Origin of the sequence: Gloeocapsa sp. DLM2.Bin57 (assembly GCA_007693955.1) — a bacterium.
Taxonomy (GTDB): Bacteria; Cyanobacteriota; Cyanobacteriia; order Cyanobacteriales; family Gloeocapsaceae; genus Gloeocapsa.
Genome location: RECR01000093.1, coordinates 1 through 22859 on the forward strand (window position 1 = coordinate 1; position 22859 = coordinate 22859).

Genomic DNA, 22859 nt, shown 5'->3' on the forward strand with positions numbered 1-22859 from the left:
AATAACTGGAGATTGATTTTAATGCCCAAAAATAATTATTTCTAACTATTGAACCACCTTTTTTATAAGTTGGTACATCTGATTGTGATATGTATAAGATATTATCCTTTAACCAAGCTTTCATATATAATAAGTATATTAAGTAGAGCAAAAGATCTAAGTTAACCCAAAGTATTAAACCTAGGAGCTTGTTTACTTGTGTTAGAACAATTAGCAGTGACAATTTTAGCAGAAAATACCACCAGGAAGAGAGGTTTATTGGGAGAACATGGCTTGTCAGTTTTGATAGAAGCAGATTCTTATAAAATTCTCTTTGACACTGGTCAAGGATTGACTTTGGAGCATAATGCACAACAATTAGGAATTTCCCTCAATAACTTAGAGGCGATCGCCCTTAGTCACGGTCACTATGACCATACAGGAGGGTTATTAAGTCTGTTGGAACAAGCAACTGAGACCGATTTATTCCTTCATCCTGCCGCACTTCAAACAAAATATAGTCCTAGTGGCAATATTGGTTCTCCCATCTGTGATGAACAACTCTTAAAAGCCAAAGTCCGCCGTCTGATTTGGACAGAAAACCCCACAGAAATAAGACCTGGAGTATATCTAAGTGGAACAATTCCCCGTCGTCATCCTCTAGAAGATACAGGGGGGTTATTTTGGTGTGATAGTGAACATAAATCTCTAGACCACCTCAGAGATGATCAAGCCATGTTTTTAGAAAGTCCCTTGGGTTGGGTTGTGTTATTGGGTTGTGCTCATTCTGGAGTTATTAACACTCTCGATTATATCGCTCAAATTACAGGCACTAGTGAATTTTATGCGGTGTTAGGAGGAATGCATCTGCTTAGAGCAAGCAATCAACGCTTAGAGTCAACTCTAGAAGCTTTAGAGAAATATAAGGTACAGAAACTAGGACCTAATCACTGTACCGGAGTAAAAGCCATAGCTGCTTTAGGGAATAAATTTGGCGATCGCTGTATAGATTGTACCGTAGGAACTCGCTGGCAATTTGACTAAATATTTTGTTGTAAATGCCAACATTCTTGAGCGATCGCCCAATCTTCTTCGGTGTGAATCACCAGGATACGTACAGCAGAATCAGGAGTAGAGATATCTACATCTTCAGGTCGATCGTTATTTTTAGTTGTATCTAGCTTTAAACCGAGAAAATCCCACCCCTCACAAGCTTTTTCTCTCACTAGAGTGGAGTTTTCCCCAATTCCTGCGGTAAAGACTAAAACGTCTAAACCTCCTAAACTAGTAAGCATTCCGCCGATGTGATATTTAAGACGGTGAATGTACATCTCAAAAGCGAGACTAGCGCGTTGGTTTCCCTCTTCCATCGCACTAACAATTGCTCTTAAATCAGCAGAGATACCCGAAACACCTTTAAAACCAGATTCTTTGTTTAACATTTGGTTGAGTTGATCTGCTGTATAACCATGTTCCCGCATGAGATAGATCAAGATAGCAGGATCAATTGAACCACTACGCGCACCCATCATTAAGCCTTCTAGGGGAGTAAAACCCATAGTAGTGTTAATGCCAATTCCACCGTCGATCGCTGCTAGAGATGCACCATTACCAAGATGACAGGTAATAATTTTTAAAGATTCTAGAGGTTTCCCGAGAATTTCCGCGGCTTTTCCCGCACAATATTTATGACTAATCCCGTGGAAACCATAACGACGGATTCCTTGTTCATACCATTGGTAGGGTATGGGGTAAACAGCGGCTTTACTGGGTATTTTAGCGTGAAAAGCGGTGTCAAAGACCGCGCATTGAGGAACGCAACCCAATACCTGCTCAATGGCGTTAATTCCTTCTAAATGAGCGGGATTATGAGCAGGAGCCAGGGGTATTAAATTAGTAATCGCTTCCTTAACGGGAGGGGTAATGATTACCGCTGCGGAGTATTCTGAGCCACCATGTACGACTCTATGTCCCACTATGTCGATTTGGGCAAGGTTATCTAAGACTTTGCTTTCTCCCTCTACTAGAGTATTGAGCATGGTAGCGATTCCTGCCACGCGATCGCCTGAAGCTAATTGGATTTCTTGTTTAGTAGAAGGGGTTTTAACCTTAAGGATACCGTGACCTTCTGCTACTGTCCAATCTATACTAGCAGACCACAAAGGAGAGGGGGGATGTTCTGGTAAATTACTAGTTGGGAGTTCGTAGAGACAACTTTTTTGACTACTTGAACCCGCGTTGAGTACTAATACTTTCATAATAATTAGACAGAATGTTTTAACTTAACCAGGCGATCGGAGTAACTACGCATGAGTTCTATAGCAAACATAGGGGTCTCTTGAACCAAGAAGAGAAAGGTAATTTTATCAAGAGTAAAGATTTTACAATCTGTTTTTGCTCTGGTAGTTGATTCTCGCTTATTATCGGGTCGTACTATTGCACCGACACCAAACACATCTCCTGGTTGAATTACCTCAATAACTTTATCGTTGACTATTACTTCTACTTCACCTTCAACTAGACCATACATTAGTTCTGCTATCTCTCCTTCAGCGAAAATAATCTCACCTGCGGGTATGGTTTTTTTCTCAACTGTGTCAACGAATGATTTAATAACTTGAGTTGGTGTTAACATATTTCTTCTTTTGTTTGATAAGTAATAGGTTACAAGAGTTTTTTACTCCTGCAACCATGTATTTTTAGACTTTTTTTGCGCTTAATTCAGCGATCATCCCTTCTGTATGTAGGATTGTATCAGCGATAGAGAGGGCATCACCTAATACGCTAAAAGAGGCTATTTTATCGTTAACCTCTTGTAGTTTAGAGTGTAATTGACTTATTTTAGCTTCCTCGGTGACTTCATCTAGTTGGCTGATAATCTCCCCTTTGGCAATAGAGTAATAGGATTTGAGATCTTGAAAATAAGCTCGCATCTCTGTAACTAGACTAATCACAGGACGTTCTGTAAAAGCGAATTCAGGTTTTTTATTCTCCATGGGAGTTAATTTTTAGCGATTGTCATAAACAATCAATTTTAACCGAAATTAGTTAGGTTAGAGTCAGAATAACAAGACAAGAGGGAATAGGGAGGGGTGTAGGGAGAAGGGAGAAGGGAGAAGGGAGACGGGGAGACGGGGAGATGGGGAGATGGGGATACCCTAGTATGTTATATAGAAACAATAACACTGTTCCACCGTTCCACCGTTCCACCTAGAGAATTAGTGACCGTTTTTCTCTACGCTTAAACCTGCGTTTGCTTGGATATATTCTGATATCTCAATAGGGAGAGGTTGAACGTGCCAAATGTCGTTACAATAGTCACGAATAGAGCGATCAGAGGAGAATTTACCCATACGAGCGACATTAAGTATAGACATTTTAGTCCATTTATCGCGATCGCGGTAAGCTTCACTAACTTTTGCTTGACAATCGATATAGGATTGATAGTCAGCAAAGAGTAAATAGGGATCTTTCCAGAGTAGATTCTCTACGAAAGGACGAAATACCGAACTATCTCCACGGGAGAAGAAACCAGAACTAATTAAATCAATAACCTCTCTGAGTTGGGAATTTTGGTTGTAATAATCCCAGGGGTTATAACCTTGATTTCTTAGTTCTTTAACTTCCTCTGCGGTAAGTCCGAATAAGAAGAAGTTTTCTGCACCTACTTCCTCGCGTATTTCCACATTAGCACCATCTAGAGTACCGATAGTCAGAGCACCATTGAGGGATAATTTCATATTACCCGTTCCGGAAGCTTCATAACCCGCGGTAGAAATTTGCTCAGAGATATCAGCAGAGGGGAAGATAGCTTGGGAGTTGGTAACATTATAGTCTGGCACAAATACTACCTGGAGGCGATCGCCTACTATGGGGTCATTATTAACCACTTCAGCCACGGAGTTAATTAACTTAATAATCAACTTAGCCATATAGTAGCCAGGTGCTGCTTTACCACCGAAGATAAAGGTACGGGGGGTAATATCCAGGTTAGGATTGCGTTTAATTTGATTGTACAGAGTGATAATGTGGAGTACATTGAGGTGTTGACGCTTGTACTCGTGGATGCGTTTGATTTGTACATCAAATAGAGATTTAGGATTAACTATCACACCTGTTTTAGCTTCGATGCGTTTAGCCAAGTCAGCCTTATTATCTTGTTTAACTTGGGCCCAAGCTTTACGGAATTCTGCATCTTCAGCGAATTGTTCTATAGCGCGTAACTCATCGAGATGTTTAACCCAATGGTCACCGATTTTGAGGTTAATCAAGTTGGTAAGGCGAGGATTACACACTACCATCCAACGACGAGGAGTTACGCCATTAGTTTTATTGCTAACTTTTTCTGGCCAAAGTTCATAGACGTCTTTAAGTACGCTGATTTTTAACAATTCGGTATGTAATGCAGCCACACCGTTAATGGCAAAAGCCCCTAATGAAGCCAGATTAGCCATGCGCACGTATTTATCACCACTATCATCAATCAAAGAGAGACGAGAGAGTTTAGCCTCATCATTGGGGTATTGAATGCGTACTTGATCTAAGAAACGTTGATTTAGTTCGTAGATAATCTCTAGGTGACGAGGTAACAATTTACCAAAGATAGGCAGAGACCATTTTTCTAGAGCTTCAGGAAGTAGAGTATGGTTAGTATAGGCACAGGTTTTGCTAGTAATCTCCCAAGCTTTTGACCATTCTAGGTGATGTTCATCTACTAACAGACGCATCAATTCAGCCACCGCGATCGCAGGGTGAGTATCGTTAAGTTGAACAACAAATTTTTCGTGGAATGTATCGAGACTACGACCACTGTTGAGGTGAAGTCTAATCATATCTTGGAGAGAACTAGAAACAAAGAAGAATTGTTGTTCTAGACGTAATTCTTTACCTTCGATTTGTTCATCGTTAGGATAGAGAACTTTCGTGATGTTTTCTGAGGTTACTTTTTCTCTTACTGATCCGTAATAGTCACCGACGTTAAAAGATTGGAAGTCAAAAGATTCTATTGCTTCAGCCTTCCAGAGTCTCAGAGTATTACATGTATTAACACGATAACCGAGGGTAGGTGTATCATAGGGGATAGCTTTAACTACTTTAGCAGGGACCCAACGCACACGATAGTTACCCTGGTCATCGGTATAGGATTCGGTGTGACCACCTAGTTTGACTTCTACTGCTTCTTCGGGGTGGGGAATTTCCCAGGGGTTACCGAAGCGCAACCATTTATCGGTAATTTCTACCTGCCAACCATCGCAGAAGGTTTGGTCAAAGATACCATATTCATAACGGATACCATAACCGATCGCGGCTACTTCTAAACTAGAGAGTGACTCCATGTAACAAGCGGCTAGTCTTCCTAATCCACCGTTACCTAAACCTGGTTCTTCTTCTTGTTCGATTAGTTCGTTGAGATCTAAACCTGAATCTTCTACAGCGTTGCGAACTTGGTCATAGATATCGAGGTTAACTAAGTTGTTAGCTAGATGAGGTCCGAGGAGGAATTCTGCTGAGAGATAACAGACGATGCGGGTTTCTGGTTTAAAGTAAGCTTGGGTAGTCGCTAGCCATTTTTGCAACATACGGTCTCTGACTGTATAAGCTAGAGCCATATAATAGTCATTTTTGCTAGCGATACCTGGATATTTACCTTGAATATAGAAGAGGTTATCGGCGATCGCTCTTCTGATGGTAGGAATCAATATACCTGTGCGATCGTCTTCTATTTGGATTTGGGGTGAAAGAATGGGATTCATTGGTTAAGATTAAGTTAAATGTGTCTTGATAGAATAAATGGGAGCTTTGATACTCCCATCTATTTTTTTTAGTTTAGTAAGGCCATGTCCAGTGGACGATTTCGTCTCTGTCTATACCTTGCTCAAAAGCGTGGTTGAGATTTTCGATGATGGCGTTTTTCATACGTTCTTTGACGTAAGCGCCGCGTGATTGTAATTTAGGTACACGATCGATAACATCGATAACCAGGTTAAAGCGATCGACTTGGTTTCTGATGGCTAGTTCGAGAGGAGTATTGATATTACCCTCTTCTTTATAACCCCGTACGTGAATACGTTGTTGATTAGTACGACGGTAGGTCAATTTGTGAATCAACCAGGGGTAACCGTGGAAGTTGAAGATTACCGGCATATCTGGGGTAAATAGAGTATCAAAGTCTATATCAGATAGTCCGTGGGGGTGTTCATCTTCAGGAAGTAGTTTAAACAGATCCACAACGTTGATAAAGCGTACTTTTAGTTCGGGGAACTCTTCACGCAGAATCGCGGTAGCTGCTAGTGATTCCATGGTAGGAATATCACCACAACAAGCCATTACTACATCAGGTTCGTCTGCGGCTACGCCTTGGTCATCGTTACTCGCCCATTCCCAGATACCAATACCTTTGGTGCAATGTTTAATTGCTTCGTCCATGGTGAGGTATTGTAGGTGATGTTGTTTATCAGAGACGATCACGTTTACGTAATCGGTACTGCGCAGACAGTGGTCAGCTACTGATAATAAACAGTTAGCATCAGGTGGGAGATAGACTCTGACTACTTCGGGACTCTTGTTAGTCACTACGTCAATAAAGCCTGGATCTTGGTGACTGAAGCCGTTGTGATCCTGACGCCAAACTAGAGAAGATAGTAGGATGTTCAGAGAAGATACCGAAGCACGCCAAGGTACATCGTGTTTACAGATATCTAACCATTTAGCGTGTTGGTTAAACATCGAGTCAACTACGTGAGCAAAAGCTTCATAGGTGTGGAATAAACCGTGACGCCCTGAAAGTAAATAACCTTCTAACCAACCTTGTAGGGTGTGTTCTGAGAGCATTTCCATCACCCGACCATCTTTAGATAAGAGACCCCCATCTTCGTCTTCGGGTAGTAAGTCAGCCATCCAGGTTTTCTTACTAACTTCGTAGATAGGATGGAGACGGTTAGAGGCTGTTTCATCTGGTCCAAATACTCGGAAGCTGGTCATATTGCGACGCATTACTTCTCTGAGGAATTCTCCGAGTTTTAAGGTATTTTCTACTTCGATTTTGCCAGGTCCTGGGATTTCTACGGCTAAGTCGCGGAAATCGGGCATAATTAACCCTTTACGTACTAAACCACCATTAGCTATGGGGTTAGCACTCATCCGGCGATGTCCTTTGGGTGACAATTCCTTGAGTTCGGGAATTAGTTTACCCTCTGCGTCGAAGAGTTCCTCGGGTTTATAACTCTTCATCCACTCTGCTAGGAGTCTGACGTGTTCGGGGTTGCTGTGCATTCCACCCATGGGGACTTGGTGGGCACGCCAGAAACCTTCTACTTTTTTACCATCTACATAATCTGGTCCTGTCCAACCTTTGGGTGTACGTAGGACGATCATGGGCCATCTGGGACGTTCGGCTACTCCTGTACTGCGCGCTTGTTCTTGAATTTCCCGAATTTTGAGCACGCATTCTTCTAGGGTTGCTGCCATTTTTTGGTGCATCCCTTCGATATCGTCTCCACCTTCTACAAAGTAAGGAGTATAACCATATCCTTTGAAGAGGTTGTCTAATTCTTCGTGACTAATACGAGACAAGATGGTGGGGTTGGCAATCTTATAACCATTCAAGTTCAGAATTGGTAAAACCGCTCCATCATGAATGGGGTTAATAAATTTGTTAGAGTGCCATGAGGTAGCTAGAGGTCCTGTTTCTGCTTCTCCATCTCCTGCTACTACTACAGTAATTAGATCAGGATTGTCTAAAACTGAGCCGTAAGCGTGGGAAACACTATACCCTAGTTCTCCACCTTCGTGGATAGATCCTGGTGTTTCTGGGGTTACGTGGCTACCAATATGACCTGGGAAGGAAAACTGTTTAAAGAATTTTCTCATCCCTTCTTCGTCTTCGGTTTTATCGGGATAAATTTCTGAATACGTTCCCTCTAAGTACACAGGTCCTAATACCCCAGGCGCACCGTGACCTGGACCTGCCATGAAAATCATGTTTAGGTCGTATTTGTTGATCAAACGGTTTAGGTGTACGTAGGTGAAACTTAAAGCGGGAGACGCTCCCCAGTGTCCTAAAAGACGGTATTTTATATGTTCTGGTGTTAGTGTTTCTTTGAGTAGGGGGTTGTCTTTGAGGTAGATCATCCCTACTGCTAGATAGTTCGCAGCTCGCCAATAGGCGTCAATTTTCCTTAGTTCTTCTTCTGATAATGCCGATAAATTTGCGGAAGTTTCTGGTGTTGGTGCTTGAACCATATACAATCCTAATCGTCGTTTTTTGTTCTCTTTTGAACTTTAACATCATCTGGCAATAATTAGGTTAAAAATCCCTTAAATATTATCGGTAATTAACAGTATCAATTAATACAGTTTTTCTGAAACTATTGCTATAACTCAGTTTAACCGATTATTTTTTCAATTTATTAAAAAAAACTTAATTTTTTATCAGGTTTTAGTTAAGAAAAGGTTAAAGGATTGACACTTTCTACTCCATAACCCTGAACGTAATCAACACCCATTGCTGCTACTTGGTCACGTATCTGATCATTCTCTACCCACTCAGCTACGGTTTTTACTTCTAATAACTGCGCTATTTTTACTATAGACTCTACGATAATATAGTTAAGTTCGTTGTTGATATTCTTAATAAAACTTCCGTCTATTTTGATATAATCAATGGGCAATTTTTTTAAATAGCTAAAGGAAGACATTCCTGTCCCAAAATCATCCAGAGCAAATTGACAACCTAGGTTTTTTAATTTTTTAATAAATTTGATGGCTTGTTGGATATTGTTAATGGCTGCTGTTTCGGTAATTTCAAAACAAATTGATTCTGGTTTAAGATACTGGTTAGTAAATATATCCTCTAAAAAGCTTAAAAATATTTCTTCTCCAATGGTAGTAGCTGAAAGGTTAATCAGGTAATAATTATTGGTCTGTTCATTTCTGGAGTATTCTTCTAGCATTTTTATGACTAAACAATCAATATCAGTCATCAACCCGTATCTTTCAGCTGCTGGAATAAAGTTTAAAGGTGTAATTATTCTACCATCTTCACCAATCATTCGCACTAAAATCTCAGCGATTTGAGGTTGTTTGGATTGATATTTGGCTGTTTCTATTTTTTGCTGATACAGACAAAATCTTTGCTCTTTAATAGCTTGATTAACTCTAATTGTCCATTGGCGATCGCTCCTCATTGTTGTTAACACTAGATCGCTGTTTTGATAAACTTGAATTTTGTTACGTCCTTTTTCTTTAGCTGCTAAACAAGCTGCATCAGCAGCACTTAAAATTAAGATAGAGTCACTACTATTTTGATTAATTTCAATTAACCCAAAACTCGCACTAATCCTAAAGATTGTTTCGGAATAGATAAAATTAAAGTTCTTGATTTTGTCTCTAATTTGTCTAATCAGATTCTGAGCAGTCTCTACATCATAATATAGTAATAAAATACCAAACTCATCACCACCTAACCGCGCTATAATAGCATGGTGTCCTAATTCTTGTAATAATATTTGACTGAGTTGTTGGAGGAGTTGATCTCCTGCTATATGACCACAGGTATTGTTAATGATTTGAAATCTATCTAAGTCTAAATAACAGAAACAGTGAGAGATGTTAGAATTTTTGACAGAGGCGATCGCTTTATCTAATTCTTGTAGGAAAAAACTACGGTTATATAATCCTGTGACTTGATCCCTTTCTACTTGATATTTAAATTGACTGATTAAACTGTTATTACGTTGCAGATTATTAAAAATTAATAGATAACCTTTTAAAACTTGATTATTAGTATAAAGTCCAATAACGATAAATTCTACTTGATAGGTTTGTTGTTGAGTACAAGTTAACCAATAATCATAACCAAAACTTAATAAGTTATTAATGGGTTTAGATGTCTCAATAATATTTTGAATCGATTTATTTCTGAGACGAAAAACCTCATCTAATTGACATCCTTTAGCATTTTTATTGGTGAATCCTGTTAATTTACTAGCTTGATAATTGAGATAGGTAACGCGATAATTAATATTTGTAATAATGTAAGCGTCTTTAAGTACATCCAAACCTGTATTAGCTATAGGTTGTTTCAGAGATATGGTCTCTGCTAGTTCCACGTTTTTAGTAACGTCTAATACCAAAGAGAGAACAGATAATAATTTCCCTTCTTCATCAAAAAGTATAGAATTATACCATTCACAATAAACAACGCGACCATCTTTAGTATAATTACGATTAAAGCTGATATTTCTAGTAACCTTTTTACCAAGGAGATCATCCATGACTTCCGAGACGCGTTGAATGTCATCTTGATAGACAAAATCCCAAGCAAAAGGATGAAAACTAGCTACTTCTACCTCTTTCCACCCAAAGATATTCTCAGCCATATTAGACCATCTTTTCACCCTAAATTGTGCATCCCATTGCACAACCGCTAAAGGGGTGTTATCTAGGTGATAGTTTAATAAATCGATGGGATTCATAAAATTCGGTTAGAATGAGTTAAAAAAGATCAAGTCAAAGATGGTACAAGTACTTAGTCAAAATAATAACAAAGTATTAGCTCAAGAGGGAATAGCATTAATCAGTAAAACTGGTTGTGAATATGGCGATATTCGTATTTGTCGATATCGTCAACAGAATTTAGGAACAAGGGATTTATCCCTAAATCGGCTTTCCGATAATGTTAATTTGGGTTTTGGAGTCAGAGTACTTTATCGGGGAGCTTGGGGTTTTGCGGCTAGTTCTATAATTAATACTGAGACGATCGCCCAAACTGTGATCAAAGCGGTAGAAATCGCTAAGGGTAGTCTTTTATCCCAACAACAACCAGTTAAATTAGCTCCTGTAGAAGCTTTTCAAGATAGTTATATCACCCCCATTCAAATCGATCCTTTTGACATATCTGTAGCCGAAAAAGCTGAGTTATTACTAGAGATTAATGAGAGAATTTTAACCTATCAGGATAGAGGTGTCAAAAAAGCTTATGGTTTTTTAAGCTTTACTAAGGAAGAGAAAACCTTCGCTTCTACAGAAGGATCATTAATCGAACAAACTATCTATCGTACTTACGGGGGTTTTGGTTGTACAGCGATCGCTTCAGGTGACGCCCAAAGTCGAAACTATGAATGTTCTCCTCGTAATGCAGGATATGAGAATATCTCCCGAGAGGATTTACTAGGGAATGTAGAGAGAGTAGCAACAGAAGCGATCGCCAAAGTTAACGCACCAGATGGACCATCGGGAATTACCACGGATTTAATCCTCAAACCAACTAATTTATGGTTAACCATTCATGAATCAGTTGGACATCCCACAGAATTAGATCGCGTCTATGGTTATGAGGCGAATTTTGCAGGGACTAGTTTTGCCACAACCGATAAGTTGCAGAAATTGCAGTATGGCGCACCTTGGATTAATTTTAAAGCGGATCGTATTCAAGAGCAAGGACGTAGTACTGTAGCTTACGATGACGAAGGAGTACCAGCCCAAGAATGGTACGTAGTCAAAGACGGTATTTTAGTAGATTATCTTACCGACAGAGAAACCGCACACCGTTTAGGGAGAGGTAGTAGCAATGGTTGCGCTTACGCTGATAGTTGGTCGAGTTTACCCATGGTGAGAATTCCTAATCTAGGTTTACAACCAGGTAAAGAGGGTGATAGTCATACCGCTACTCTTGAGGAAATGATCGCCGAAACTAAAGAAGGAATCTTGATTGATGGTATCGGTAGCTTTTCTATCGATCAACAGCGACGTAATTTCCAGTTTGGGGGTGATGCTTTCTGGCAAGTGAAAAACGGTAAAATTGTGGGAATGCTCAAAAACGTTACCTATCACTCCATGACTACCGACTTTTGGAATAGTGTAGAAGCGATCGGTCCAGAATCTAGTTGGCAACAATGCGGTACTAATATGTGTGGTAAGGGTGAACCAATGCAAGTAGCCCAAATGACCCATGGTTGCGTACCTGCGTTAGTGAAAAATATCCATATAGGTAAACACGTTTAAAAAAAGAGGGTATCTTCTGATACCCCAACTGGTTCATTTTACAAAACTCTAATATTTCTAGAGTTAAGACGAGGATCACCCTCAAGTACAGCAAATGGTGTTAGAGTGATGTCATATCAAGTTCGGGTGAATACTTACGATAAAAGTGAGGTAAGGCAGGAGGCTCCAGGGGCAGGAGGCAGGAGGAAAAGAAGAAGGTATCAAGGAACAAGTTTATTATAACTAATTAAACGTACATGATATCATTGTCTTGATCTAGGAAGGCTAATTTTCCATCACTGCGACTATAGACAAAACCGAGGCTAAAATTATAGAACCAATCATTAATTCACCAGGAAAGCTTCCCATCTCCCAATGAGCATAAGCCGTTCCAGGTCCACCTGTTGCTTCTACAGGTACAGAATCCTGTGCATTGAATCCAAAAATGCGTTGATATTCACGATTAGCTTGAGAACCTGTAAATCTAGGTTGTTGGCTATTTCTCCCTTGAAGATTATTGTCCCAAAGAGGACCAGCCCCAAAGCCAAGAACATGAGCCATTTCATGGACAATCAGATCTTCTAAGTTTCCTTGTTCTTGTACAATTTCGAGATCTGCTAAATCAAAAATCATCTCACCATAAAGAGGTAATCCAGGTAATTATATTTAGTTCTTCTGTGGTTATTAAGCGGAATCTAGGTTGATCGTATTCCAAATTACTCAATTCCCTTTTAGTTGTTCAGGGGAAGAAGAAAGGATCAAAATGTTATTTCTCTTCCCTTAAACTCAGGTTAAATTAGACACTTTGAGCTTGATTTTGGGGTTGGAATTTAAAGAGATTGTAAACTACATTACGACGAATATCGATCATCATCTCTAAAAACATCTCATAACCCTCCTGTTTATATTCAATCAGAGGATCTTTTTGTCCATAACCTCGTAAACCGATGGAATCTCGTAGTGCCTCCATACCTTGAAGATGTTCTCGCCAGAGATTATCAATCTGACTGAGGATAAAGAATCTTTCTGCTTGACGCATTAAACCAGGTTGGACTTTTTCTATCTGACTTTCTTTGATTTCATAGGCTTTGTGTACTTCTTCATGGAGAAAAGTTTTAATCTCATTGATGGTGAGATCGTCTAAATCTTTAACTCCTACATCTTCTAATAGATAGACGAACTCCTTGGCTTTAGCCACTAAATTTTCTAAATCCCATTCCTCTGGGGGAAGATCAGGATTAACATAAGCCTCAACGATTTCGTCCATGGTTTGGGTTGCGTATTGTAAGACTTGGTCTTTGATATCAAACCCTTGTAAGACACGACGACGTTCAGCATAGATAGCGCGACGTTGATTATTCATCACTTCGTCGTATTCAAAGACTTGTTTACGAGCATCATAGTAGAAAGTTTCTACCTTTTTCTGTGCACCTTCTAGGGAGTTAGTTAACACCTTTGATTCTATAGGCATATCTTCCTCAACGCGGAAGGCGTTCATTAAACCTGCCACGCGATCGCCCCCAAAAATGCGCAAGAGATTATCTTGTAAACTCAAGAAGAAACGAGTTGAACCAGGGTCACCCTGTCTTCCCGCGCGTCCACGTAATTGGTTATCAATGCGTCGTGATTCGTGACGTTCTGTCCCTATTACGTATAATCCCCCTAATTGAATTACCTCATCTTGTTCCTTAGAGGTAAAGTGCTCATATTCTTTACGAATGCGATTATAGACGCTGCGCAGATTTTGAATGACTGGGTCATCGGTGGGGGCTTTTTCGGCGGCGATCGCTATTTTTTCTTCTGCTTCTAACTCAGACAAACCCTGATAGCCGTACTCTTCTACTGCTAACTTTACGGCAGCTTTGAGCAATTCTTCCGTATCTTTAGATAGTTCTGTGGGGAAAATTTCCGTAGATGCGCGCCAAGTTTTTACTTTTTTCCCTAGTTCAAAACCTTGGGGGCGTTTGCGTCCACTTCCTAAAGCGGGAGTAGCTATACTAAATTTGCTGTCATCTTCTGGTTTAACCACTTGGGGTAAGAGATATTCTCTGATTTTGAGTCTTGCCATATAATCAGAGTTACCACCGAGGATAATATCAGTTCCACGTCCAGCCATATTAGTAGAGATAGTGACAGCGCCTTTTCTTCCTGCTTGGGCGACGATTTCTGATTCTTTCTCCACGTTTTCGGGACGCGCATTGAGTAGTTTATGGGGAATTCTTTCTTGGGCTAAAAGTTTAGAGAGTACCTCTGATTTTTCTACACTAGTTGTTCCCACCAACACTGGGCGACCTTCTTGGTGCATAGCTATGCATTCTCTAGCTACTGCTTGCCATTTGGCTTCTTCTGTTTTATAGACTACGTCTGATACATCCTGACGTCGTGAGGGAAGATTAGTAGGAATGATGGTTACTTCTAGTTTATAAACCTTTTCAAATTCTACCTCTTCTGTTTTCGCTGTACCGGTCATCCCACCTAATTTAGGGTAGAGTAAAAAGAAGTTTTGATAAGTGATAGTTGCTAGAGTTTGGGTTTCTTTTTGGATTTCTACTCTTTCTTTGGCTTCAACCGCTTGATGTAAACCATCACTCCAGCGTCTTCCTGATAACACCCTTCCTGTAAACTCATCAACGATAACTACTTCTCCATCTCTAACCATGTAGTTAACGTCTTTGATAAATAATTCTTTGGCTTTAATAGCGTTAAAGACATAGTGTGCCCAGGGATTATCAGGGTCATATAAGTCGGTTACGCCTAGGAGTTGTTCAGCTTTAGCAAAACCTGCATCTGTTAATAAAACGCTGCGGGCTTTTTCGTCTATTTCGTAGTCTCCCTCTTCTTCTTCGGTTTCTTTAACTAATTGTTCGGCTATTTCAGCGGCTTTGAGATATTTTTCGGTGGGACGTTCTACTTGTCCTGAGATAATTAGGGGTGTTCTAGCTTCGTCTATAAGTACAGAGTCAACCTCGTCTATAATACAATAATTAAAGGGTCTTTGCACTACTTCTTCTAAAGAAGTCGCCATATTATCCCGTAGATAGTCAAAACCCAACTCACTGTTAGTTGTGTAAGTTATGTCACAACCATAATTCTTTTTCCGCTCATTGGCGCTCATGTCATTTTGGACTAAGCCAACAGTTAAACCGAGAAACCGATGTACTTGTCCCATCCATTCGGCGTCTCTTCTAGCTAGATAGTCGTTGACGGTGACTACGTGAACACCTTTACCACTTAACGCGTTCAGATAAGCTGGTAGGGTTGCTACGAGGGTTTTTCCTTCTCCTGTTTTCATCTCGGCTATTTGACCTTGATGCAGGACTATCCCCCCAATTAACTGTACGTCGTAGTGACGTAGTCCTAAAACTCTCACCGCTGATTCTCTTACTAAAGCAAAAGCTTCAGGTAGGATCTCCCAGAGTATTTCTGCTTCTTCTCGTTGATTTCTGGCTTTATCTAGTTTTTGTCTAAATTCTCCTGTTTTACCTCTTAATTCATCATCTGATAGTTTTTGTATATCTTCTTCGAGTAGATTAATTTCAGTGACTATAGGTTGTATTTTTTTGATTTTCCTGGCGTTAGGATCTCCGAGTAAGGCTTTCAACATAAGTAGTTATTCTTGGGGTTATTATGTTATTATGTACGATTCTACCAAAAATTTAGGTTGAAAGTCTGAGAGATTTAATGTCTCGATTACCACTTAAGCAAGAAATATATTATCATTAGATAAATTACCAGTCAGGGTAGCAAAGTGACCACCTCGATCAATAGTTGAGGCAAAATTAGCTTGACTACCATTAGGGTTATAAAAGAATTTGCTATTATTTCTGTTATAAACAATTGAACCCCGACTTGTGGTAGCTTCAAGATCACTAGTTACTTGAATAAAATCTGTAAGTGTCACTTGGGTTATCATTAGGTCTAAGTATAACTAGTCGGAAAATATATATTATGAGTAATCAGTATAACAATCGGAAAAAACTTGATTTAGACGAAAAAATAGCTATCATAGTTGCTTTTGGCGTTATAGGTAGTATTTTAGCCTGGGTGTTGCTCAAAGATAATCAACTTATCAATGCAACTCTGTTTAGCCCATCTCCCCAAACTACATCATCAGTTGAACCTGTTACTAATCCTGAATTAGAAGTTTCTCCAGTGGAACAACCATCGAGAAGAATGCCGACTAAGGAAAGAAAAACTGTAGTAATTGCACCTCCGGTAGTAGTTACCGAACTAACTCCCCAACCAACTCCTCTACCCTCTGTTATAGTTACCGAACTAACTCCCCAACCAATTCCTCTACCGGATGAACCCTCTGTTATAGTTCCTGAACCAACTCCTGAACCAGAAGTAGTATTTGTCGATGTTGCACAAGACTACTGGGCTTACCCTTTCATTATGGCATTAGCAGAAGAAGGAATATTTAAAGATCTAAGAGGAGGCAATTTTAGACCTAATGATTCTGTACCAAGAGGAGAATACGCCGAGATACTTAACGAAGCGATAAGACTAACATCAACAGAAACAGCAATAGATTTCAAAGATGTAGATGAGGAATCCGAAGCAAAAGAAGCGATTGATCTCGCAGTTGGGGAAAAATTCCTCAAAGGTTATCCGGGAGAAATATTTGAACCGAATCAACCTATCTCTAAAATGCAAGTACTATTATCTCTGGTGAGTGGGTTAGAGTTACAACCCTCAGGAGATCCAGAAACCATACTCGCCGATAATTACCAAGATTGGCAAGAGATTCCCGAATACGCCAGAAGTGCGATCGCGGCTGCCACTGAATCGGGTTTGGTGATCAATTATCCGGATTTGAAAATATTGAACCCCAACGGTGAGGCTACTCGCGCTCAAGTAGCAGCAATGATACATCAAGCTTTGGTTGTGTTGGAACAACAATCCCCGGTAGAATCTGAATACATTGTTAATCCTGAAGTAAATCAATGAAAGACAAACTCTCTGACAATTTTGTCTATTTCAAGAGAGTCTATCTAGGGCTTGCTGAATAAATCTAAAACTTTGATTTGGTATGGGTTTAAAGTCGTTTTCTGTTCAAAAAAAGTTTATTTATGTCTTTTACTTACTTAAGTAGCATAAATATTGGCTTCCTGTTGCAAGAGTGCCCATCTCCTCACCAAGACTTACTTTTTCAGCATACACTATCTAAGTAACTAAATATAAATTTTACCACACCCCACACCCCGCACCCCATACCCTGTCCACATTGCTCAATCTCTTACCTCTTCCCTATGATTAATTAAGGTAAGAATTATCAATTAGCTGATTATGATCAGAAATAAGTTTAGCCTGTTTTAAAGCAGTAAGGCGATCGCTCATCCAATATTCACCAGGAATCAAACCAGCGATACCCAATTTTTCCAGACGATGTCTAACCTTTCCGGTTGCTCCTACAATAATTACTGATCTACCCAAATCAATAGTTTCTTGAATCGCATTTTCAATCGCTAGAGAAGAAGTCACCCCCATAATTGGTACTTCACCGAGGTCAACAATTAACACATCATAATTAGCAATAGTGCTATGTTTTCTAGAGATAGCTTTAGCTACACCAAAAATCATCGGACCACTAAGATGAAATAGTAGCACTCTACCTTTGGCTGAGTCTAAAACTGATTTTTCTGCTGGTGTCAAGACAATTTGGTCATCAGCGTCGGTGATAGTCTTGACAGACTGAGATTGTAACTCAGTAAGGCGATCGATAGTTAAGATATTAGCGATAAATACTCCTACTCCCACCGCTACCATTAAATCAACGAACACAGTTAAAATAATTACACCATAGAGAATCGCCGCCGCTTTGCGAGAAATCTTGTGTACCCTTTTCAAGAAAGCCCAATCAATGATATTAATACCTACTTTTAAAACAATTCCCGCTAAAACCGCTAAAGGAATATAAGAAGTTATTGGAGCTGCCCATAAGACTATAATTAATAAAAATAGAGCACGAAAAATACCCGCTAAAGCTGTACGTCCTCCCGCTTTGATACTAACCACAGTTGCAGTTGTAGCGCCAGAGCCAGCAACACCTCCACATAAACCCGTGATTAAATTAGCTATACCTTGAGCGACTAATTCTTTATTAGACTTATGCTCTGTACGAGTCAGACTATCAGAAACCACACAGGTTAATAAACAATCAATCGAGCCAACTACCGCTAACACCATCGCGTTGACAAACATCAGGTTCAAGTTATCGGGAGTGAAAGTAGGCATTTGTAACTTAGGTAATCCTGGAGTAATTTCGCCAATGGTAGCGATCGTGCGAATTTCCACATTTCTAGACACCATTAAAGCTAATAATGTTCCTACCACTAAAGCTGCTAATTGAGGTGGGACAAATTTTTTCCAAGAATTAGGATAAGTTAAAATAACAACTAAAGTAATTATCCCTAAAATCATTTCCCAAGGATTGATATGAGCAATTAAATAAGGGAGATCACGAATTAAACCAATTACTCCTCCAGGTGGTGTATCTTGACCCAAAAATGGTGCTATTTGTAAAGCAATAAGGATGATTCCAATACCACTCATAAAGCCGGATATGACGTTATAAGGAAGCATAGTGATATAACGACCTAACCCCAATGCTCCAAAAATAATTTGAAATATTCCCGCCAACATAATTACGGTAAAACCCATCGCTAAAGCTTTTTCAGGGTTATCGGGGTTAGTAGCCATTAAGCCAGCGATTACAGCTGTAACAATTACCGTCATTGGACCGGTTGGCTCAGAAATCAGACTGGGAGTACCGCCAAATAGAGCTGCAAAAAAGCCTACTAGTATTGCTCCCCATAAACCTGCTTCAGCACCTGCACCACTAGCTATACCAAAAGCTAAAGCCATAGGTAAAGCTACCACAGCTGCGGTTAACCCTCCAAATAAATCTCCTTGGAAGTTACTAAAATTAATTTCATTGGTTATTTTCATTATTTTGTGTTTTTGATCTCCCTTATGATTTTATTTTGATTAACGTGATTAATGTAACCAATTTATCATAAAAGTTAATAAAACTTGATAAAACTTGTTAATATCAATGATAATGATTGAGGAAAACTTATTAAATTTGCGCCAATCCTTGGCTTGAAAACTAAATCAATAAGAAAAAGGATGATTAAAATCAAACAATTCCCAATCCAACAACTCAAGAGAGAATGGTTTTTTAACCCCAAAGCCGATATTCTAGCAGGAGCGGTAGTAGGATTAGCTTTAATACCAGAAGCGATCGCGTTTTCGATTATTGCAGGACTAGAGCCAAAAGTAGGACTATACGCCTCATTTATTATAGCCATTACCACCGCCTTTTTAGGAGGGAGACCTGGGTCAATTTCAGCAGCAACTGGAGCAATGGCTCTATTAATGGTTGAATTAGTTAAAAACCATGGTTTGCAATATCTATTAGCAGCAACTTTATTAACAGGTTTATTACAAATATTATTCGGTGTTTTCAAACTAGGACGTCAAATGAAATACGTACCTAGAGCCGTAATGATTGGCTATATTAACGCTCTAGCTATCCTAATTTTTACCTCACAACTACCTGAATTAACTAACGTTCCCTATACAGTCTATTTAATTACGGCTCTATCCTTAGCAATTATTTACATCTTACCGAGATTTACTAAAGCCATACCTTCTCCCCTAATCGCATTGGTAGTCATGGGGATGGCAAAAATCATCTTTAAATTAGATGTTCCTACCATAGGAGATAAAGGAGAACTACCAACTACCTTACCCCTATTTAGTTTACCTGAAGTTCCCTTTACCCTAGAAACCCTGCAAATTATCTTACCCACCTCCTTAACTATGGCGGTAGTAGGTTTACTAGCTTCCTTTTTAACCGCTTCCCTAGTAGATGAATTAACCGATACACCTAGTGATAAAAATCAAGAAGCCAAAGGACAAGGTATCGCTAACCTTATCACTGGCTTTTTTGGTGGCATGGCAGGATGTGGTATGATCGGACAATCCGTTATTAACATCCAGTCTGGTGGAAGAGGGAGACTATCAACTCTATGTGCTGGAGTTTTCCTCTTAATTGCTATTTTAGCTTTAAGTACATGGGTCAAAGAAATTCCCATGGGTGCTTTAGCAGCAGTGATGATTATGGTATCTATCGGTACATTTCGTTGGTCATCGATTAAAACCCTATCGCGGACTCCTCGCAGTGAAACCGCGGTTATGCTTACAACTATGTTCGTGACCATCTTAACCCGTAACTTCGCTTTAGGAGTAGTCACAGGAATAGTCATGAGTACTGTATTTTTCTCCCGTAATATTGCACAACTAGTCTTTGTTGATAAAGTTCTCAGGGAAGATGGTACTCATCGCATCTATAGCGTAGTAGGACAAATTTTCTTTTTATCGGTGGATGAATTCTTAACTGTTTTTGATTTTGAGGAAATCGTTGACCGCGTAACCATAGACTTAACCCACGCTCATCTCTGGGATCAAGGTGCAGTTGCAGCTATAGATAAAGTAGTAATGAAATTTAGACGCAATGGAGCAGATGTTGAATTAGTGGGTTTAAATGAAGCTAGCTCTACTCTCTTAAATAAATTAGCGGTTTATCAAAAAACATGAAAAAGATTTTAGTATGTACTGATGGCTCTGCTTTTGCTGAAAGTATCTATCGCTATAGTGCTTGGTTTGCTACTAGATTATCAGCAGAGGTAACAGTTTTATCGGTTATTGATGTACGTAGTCAGAAGATGGCTTCTAATCATAACCTTAGCGGTGCTATCGGTTTAGGCGCATCGGAAGAATTGCTCAAGAATTTAGTAGAAATCGAGCATCAAAAAGCTAAACTAAACCACCAAAAAGCTAAATTGATTCTGCAAAACGCTGAAACTTCCCTGAGAGAGTATGGAGTTGAGCAGATTAAACTGATTGGACAAACAGGTTTTTTGGTTGATTGTCTCTCTGAGTTTGAAGCTGAATCAGACTTAATCGTCTTAGGAAAACGGGGAGAGGGTGCAGATTTTGCTACCAAACATTTAGGAGCTAATCTAGAGAGAATTGTCCGCAGTATTCATAAACCCTGTTTAGTCACTACCCGAGCATTCCAACCCATTGAAAAAGTGCTCATCGCTTATGATGGTAGCCCCACGGGAAAGAAAATCTTAGACTTTTTGGTCAAAATACCTCTATTTCAAGATTTAGAGTTACACATCATCACGATTACCAAAAGTTCCGATGATAGCAAAATAACTTTACTTCAAGAAGCTGAGCAAAAGTTAACAGCCAAAGGATTAAATCCTATTTGTCAAACACAAACTGGTGACCCAGAACAGGTTATTATTCATTACGCTCAAACTCAATCGATTAACTTACTATTAATGGGAGCTTATGGACATAATCGTATCCGTCAACTAGTGATTGGTAGTACTACCGCTCAAGTATTGCGTAGTAGTCAAATTCCCGTTCTTTTATTTAGATAAAAGTTGGGTATTCCACCTAAATTAGGGGTAGAAAACCGACAATATCTCCTCGATTAATTGCTCTATTATCAATAGTAGAGATAGATAAATTAATTAAGGAGTTTATACATATGACACTAGTTCGTTGGCAACCCTTCCGAGAAATTGACTCTTTACAAAAGGAAATGAATCGCTTGTTTGAAAGTCTAAATTATGACCCAGGTCAAGAAAAAGAAAGACTTTCCTTTATTCCTCCTGCTGAAATGCACGAAACTAATGAAGCAATTGAGTTGAAGCTAGAAATTCCAGGTATGGAAGCTAAAGACTTGGATATACAAGTAACCGTTGACTCTGTATCTATTAGTGGTGAACGCAAATCAGAAACCAAAACCGAAGAAAAAGGTATCACTCGTAGTGAATTCCGTTATGGACATTTTCGCCGGATCATCCCTCTACCTGTTAACATTGATAACAATAACGTTAAAGCAGACTATAAAGACGGATTACTAACTCTAACCTTACCAAAAGTTGAAGAAGAAAAAAATAAAGTGGTCAAAGTTAGTCTTTAAGTCTCAATTAATCTAGATTAGAATCCTCCCTACATCATCAATAGGGGGGATATTTTGTTTATAATCATAAATAAGCAGTTCAGTTAAAACAGATTTTATGCGTATTCTACACACAATGCTCAGAGTAGGTAACCTAGAAGAATCACTAAAATTCTATTGTGATATTCTCGGGATGAAACTACTCCGTCAGAAAGACTACCCAGGTGGTGAATTTACCCTCGCTTTTGTTGGTTATGGTGATGAAGCTGCTAACACAGTTATCGAATTAACCTATAATTGGGGAGTAGATCAATATGATCTAGGTAACGCTTATGGTCATATTGCTCTAGGTGTAGATGATATCTACGGAACTTGTGAAAAAATTAAGTCTCTCGGTGGTAAAGTGGTTAGAGAACCAGGTCCAATGAAACATGGCTCTACAGTAATCGCTTTCGTAGAAGACCCCAACGGTTATAAAATTGAGTTAATTCAAGCTAAAACTCTAGATTCATCTGAGTCTAAATCAATTACTGCAACTACTACCGCTTAAAAATTACTTCCCCTTTAGTAGGGGGAAGTTTTAGGGGTTCACTATTTGGATTTGGTCACCAAACCTTGATAACTATAGCGCTACGCGCAGGCAAGAGGGAAGAGGGAAGAGGAGTTCAAGCTATTTTTGCTGAATTTTCAAAATGGGTTTGGAAAAACGTATTTATTATTATTTCAAATATACTTTTAAATAGGCAGATTCCCATTATCTAATATTGTAGGTCAAATCGGCGTACTTTGTCAAGCCCCACACCTTGTAATTTCCGCCCCAGAGCGATCGCTTTAGCCTTTAGGTCAGCAAACCTTGATAAATATAATTTATTTCAAACGTAGATATTAATAGACAGATTCCCATTATCTA

Annotated in this window: 17 protein-coding genes; 7 read left to right on the forward strand and 10 right to left on the reverse strand. The window is 39.3% G+C overall.

All coding sequences use genetic code 11. The features are described from left to right. Nucleotides 1-198 precede the first annotated feature (198 nt). Complete coding sequence (locus EA365_12360) at nucleotides 199-1023, forward strand: MBL fold metallo-hydrolase (GenBank protein TVQ43509.1); 825 nt, start codon at nucleotides 199-201, stop codon at nucleotides 1021-1023. On the opposite strand, the gene EA365_12365 is transcribed toward EA365_12360, so the two are convergent. The 6 genes from EA365_12365 to EA365_12390 all read right to left on the reverse strand — a co-directional run bounded on the left by EA365_12365 (nucleotide 1020) and on the right by EA365_12390 (nucleotide 10454). Continuing rightward, nucleotides 1020-2237 (reverse strand): acetate kinase, encoded by a 1218-nt coding sequence (locus EA365_12365; GenBank protein TVQ43510.1) that lies wholly within the window; start codon nucleotides 2235-2237, stop codon nucleotides 1020-1022. The genes EA365_12360 and EA365_12365 overlap by 4 nt on opposite strands. A gap of 5 nt (nucleotides 2238-2242) precedes the next feature. Next, on the reverse strand, nucleotides 2243-2614 hold the full coding sequence (locus EA365_12370) for a cyclic nucleotide-binding domain-containing protein (protein TVQ43511.1): 372 nt from the start codon (nucleotides 2612-2614) through the stop codon (nucleotides 2243-2245). Between the two features lie 64 nt (nucleotides 2615-2678). Beyond that, nucleotides 2679-2975 carry a hypothetical protein gene (locus EA365_12375; GenBank protein ID TVQ43512.1) on the reverse strand — a complete coding sequence of 99 codons (297 nt, stop codon included), beginning with the start codon at nucleotides 2973-2975 and terminating at the stop codon, nucleotides 2679-2681. A gap of 222 nt (nucleotides 2976-3197) precedes the next feature. Then, complete coding sequence (locus EA365_12380) at nucleotides 3198-5732, reverse strand: glycogen/starch/alpha-glucan phosphorylase (protein TVQ43513.1); 2535 nt, start codon at nucleotides 5730-5732, stop codon at nucleotides 3198-3200. Between the two features lie 73 nt (nucleotides 5733-5805). Further along, the gene (locus EA365_12385; protein ID TVQ43514.1) at nucleotides 5806-8220 is read right to left on the reverse strand and encodes a phosphoketolase family protein; all 2415 of its coding nucleotides are present in this window, start codon (nucleotides 8218-8220) and stop codon (nucleotides 5806-5808) included. Between the two features lie 200 nt (nucleotides 8221-8420). Continuing rightward, the gene (locus EA365_12390; GenBank protein TVQ43515.1) at nucleotides 8421-10454 is read right to left on the reverse strand and encodes an EAL domain-containing protein; all 2034 of its coding nucleotides are present in this window, start codon (nucleotides 10452-10454) and stop codon (nucleotides 8421-8423) included. Between the two features lie 40 nt (nucleotides 10455-10494). On the opposite strand from EA365_12390, the gene EA365_12395 reads away from it, so the two are divergent. Beyond that, nucleotides 10495-11982 carry a TldD/PmbA family protein gene (locus EA365_12395; GenBank protein ID TVQ43516.1) on the forward strand — a complete coding sequence of 496 codons (1488 nt, stop codon included), beginning with the start codon at nucleotides 10495-10497 and terminating at the stop codon, nucleotides 11980-11982. Between the two features lie 264 nt (nucleotides 11983-12246). Here the strand turns inward: EA365_12395 and EA365_12400 are convergent, their stop codons facing one another. The 3 genes from EA365_12400 to EA365_12410 form a co-directional block, all read right to left on the reverse strand. After that, nucleotides 12247-12594 carry a hypothetical protein gene (locus tag EA365_12400; GenBank protein ID TVQ43517.1) on the reverse strand — a complete coding sequence of 116 codons (348 nt, stop codon included), beginning with the start codon at nucleotides 12592-12594 and terminating at the stop codon, nucleotides 12247-12249. A 163-nt stretch (nucleotides 12595-12757) separates the two neighbouring features. After that, nucleotides 12758-15565, reverse strand: a complete 2808-nt coding sequence (gene secA, locus EA365_12405; GenBank protein ID TVQ43518.1) for a preprotein translocase subunit SecA — start codon at nucleotides 15563-15565, stop codon at nucleotides 12758-12760. 93 nt (nucleotides 15566-15658) lie between these two features. Then, on the reverse strand, nucleotides 15659-15874 hold the full coding sequence (locus EA365_12410; protein ID TVQ43519.1) for a hypothetical protein: 216 nt from the start codon (nucleotides 15872-15874) through the stop codon (nucleotides 15659-15661). Nucleotides 15875-15909: 35 nt separating this feature from the next. Between EA365_12410 and EA365_12415 the strand changes: the two genes are divergently transcribed. Then, nucleotides 15910-16911, forward strand: coding sequence for a hypothetical protein (locus EA365_12415; protein ID TVQ43520.1), 1002 nt, complete (start codon nucleotides 15910-15912; stop codon nucleotides 16909-16911). A gap of 306 nt (nucleotides 16912-17217) precedes the next feature. Here EA365_12415 and EA365_12420 read toward each other — a convergent pair whose 3' ends face one another. After that, nucleotides 17218-18912 (reverse strand): SulP family inorganic anion transporter, encoded by a 1695-nt coding sequence (locus tag EA365_12420; protein TVQ43521.1) that lies wholly within the window; start codon nucleotides 18910-18912, stop codon nucleotides 17218-17220. A 180-nt stretch (nucleotides 18913-19092) separates the two neighbouring features. Here EA365_12420 and EA365_12425 point away from each other — a divergent pair, with 180 nt between their 5' ends. The 4 genes from EA365_12425 (at nucleotide 19093) to gloA (ending at nucleotide 22499) form a co-directional block, all read left to right on the forward strand. Beyond that, the gene (locus EA365_12425) at nucleotides 19093-20565 is read left to right on the forward strand and encodes a SulP family inorganic anion transporter (protein TVQ43522.1); all 1473 of its coding nucleotides are present in this window, start codon (nucleotides 19093-19095) and stop codon (nucleotides 20563-20565) included. Then, nucleotides 20562-21422, forward strand: a complete 861-nt coding sequence (locus EA365_12430; GenBank protein TVQ43523.1) for a universal stress protein — start codon at nucleotides 20562-20564, stop codon at nucleotides 21420-21422. The genes EA365_12425 and EA365_12430 overlap by 4 nt, the downstream gene beginning before the upstream one ends. A gap of 110 nt (nucleotides 21423-21532) precedes the next feature. Further along, the gene (locus tag EA365_12435) at nucleotides 21533-21970 is read left to right on the forward strand and encodes an Hsp20/alpha crystallin family protein (protein ID TVQ43524.1); all 438 of its coding nucleotides are present in this window, start codon (nucleotides 21533-21535) and stop codon (nucleotides 21968-21970) included. Nucleotides 21971-22067: 97 nt separating this feature from the next. After that, nucleotides 22068-22499 carry a lactoylglutathione lyase gene (gloA, locus tag EA365_12440; protein TVQ43525.1) on the forward strand — a complete coding sequence of 144 codons (432 nt, stop codon included), beginning with the start codon at nucleotides 22068-22070 and terminating at the stop codon, nucleotides 22497-22499. Nucleotides 22500-22859 lie beyond the last annotated feature (360 nt).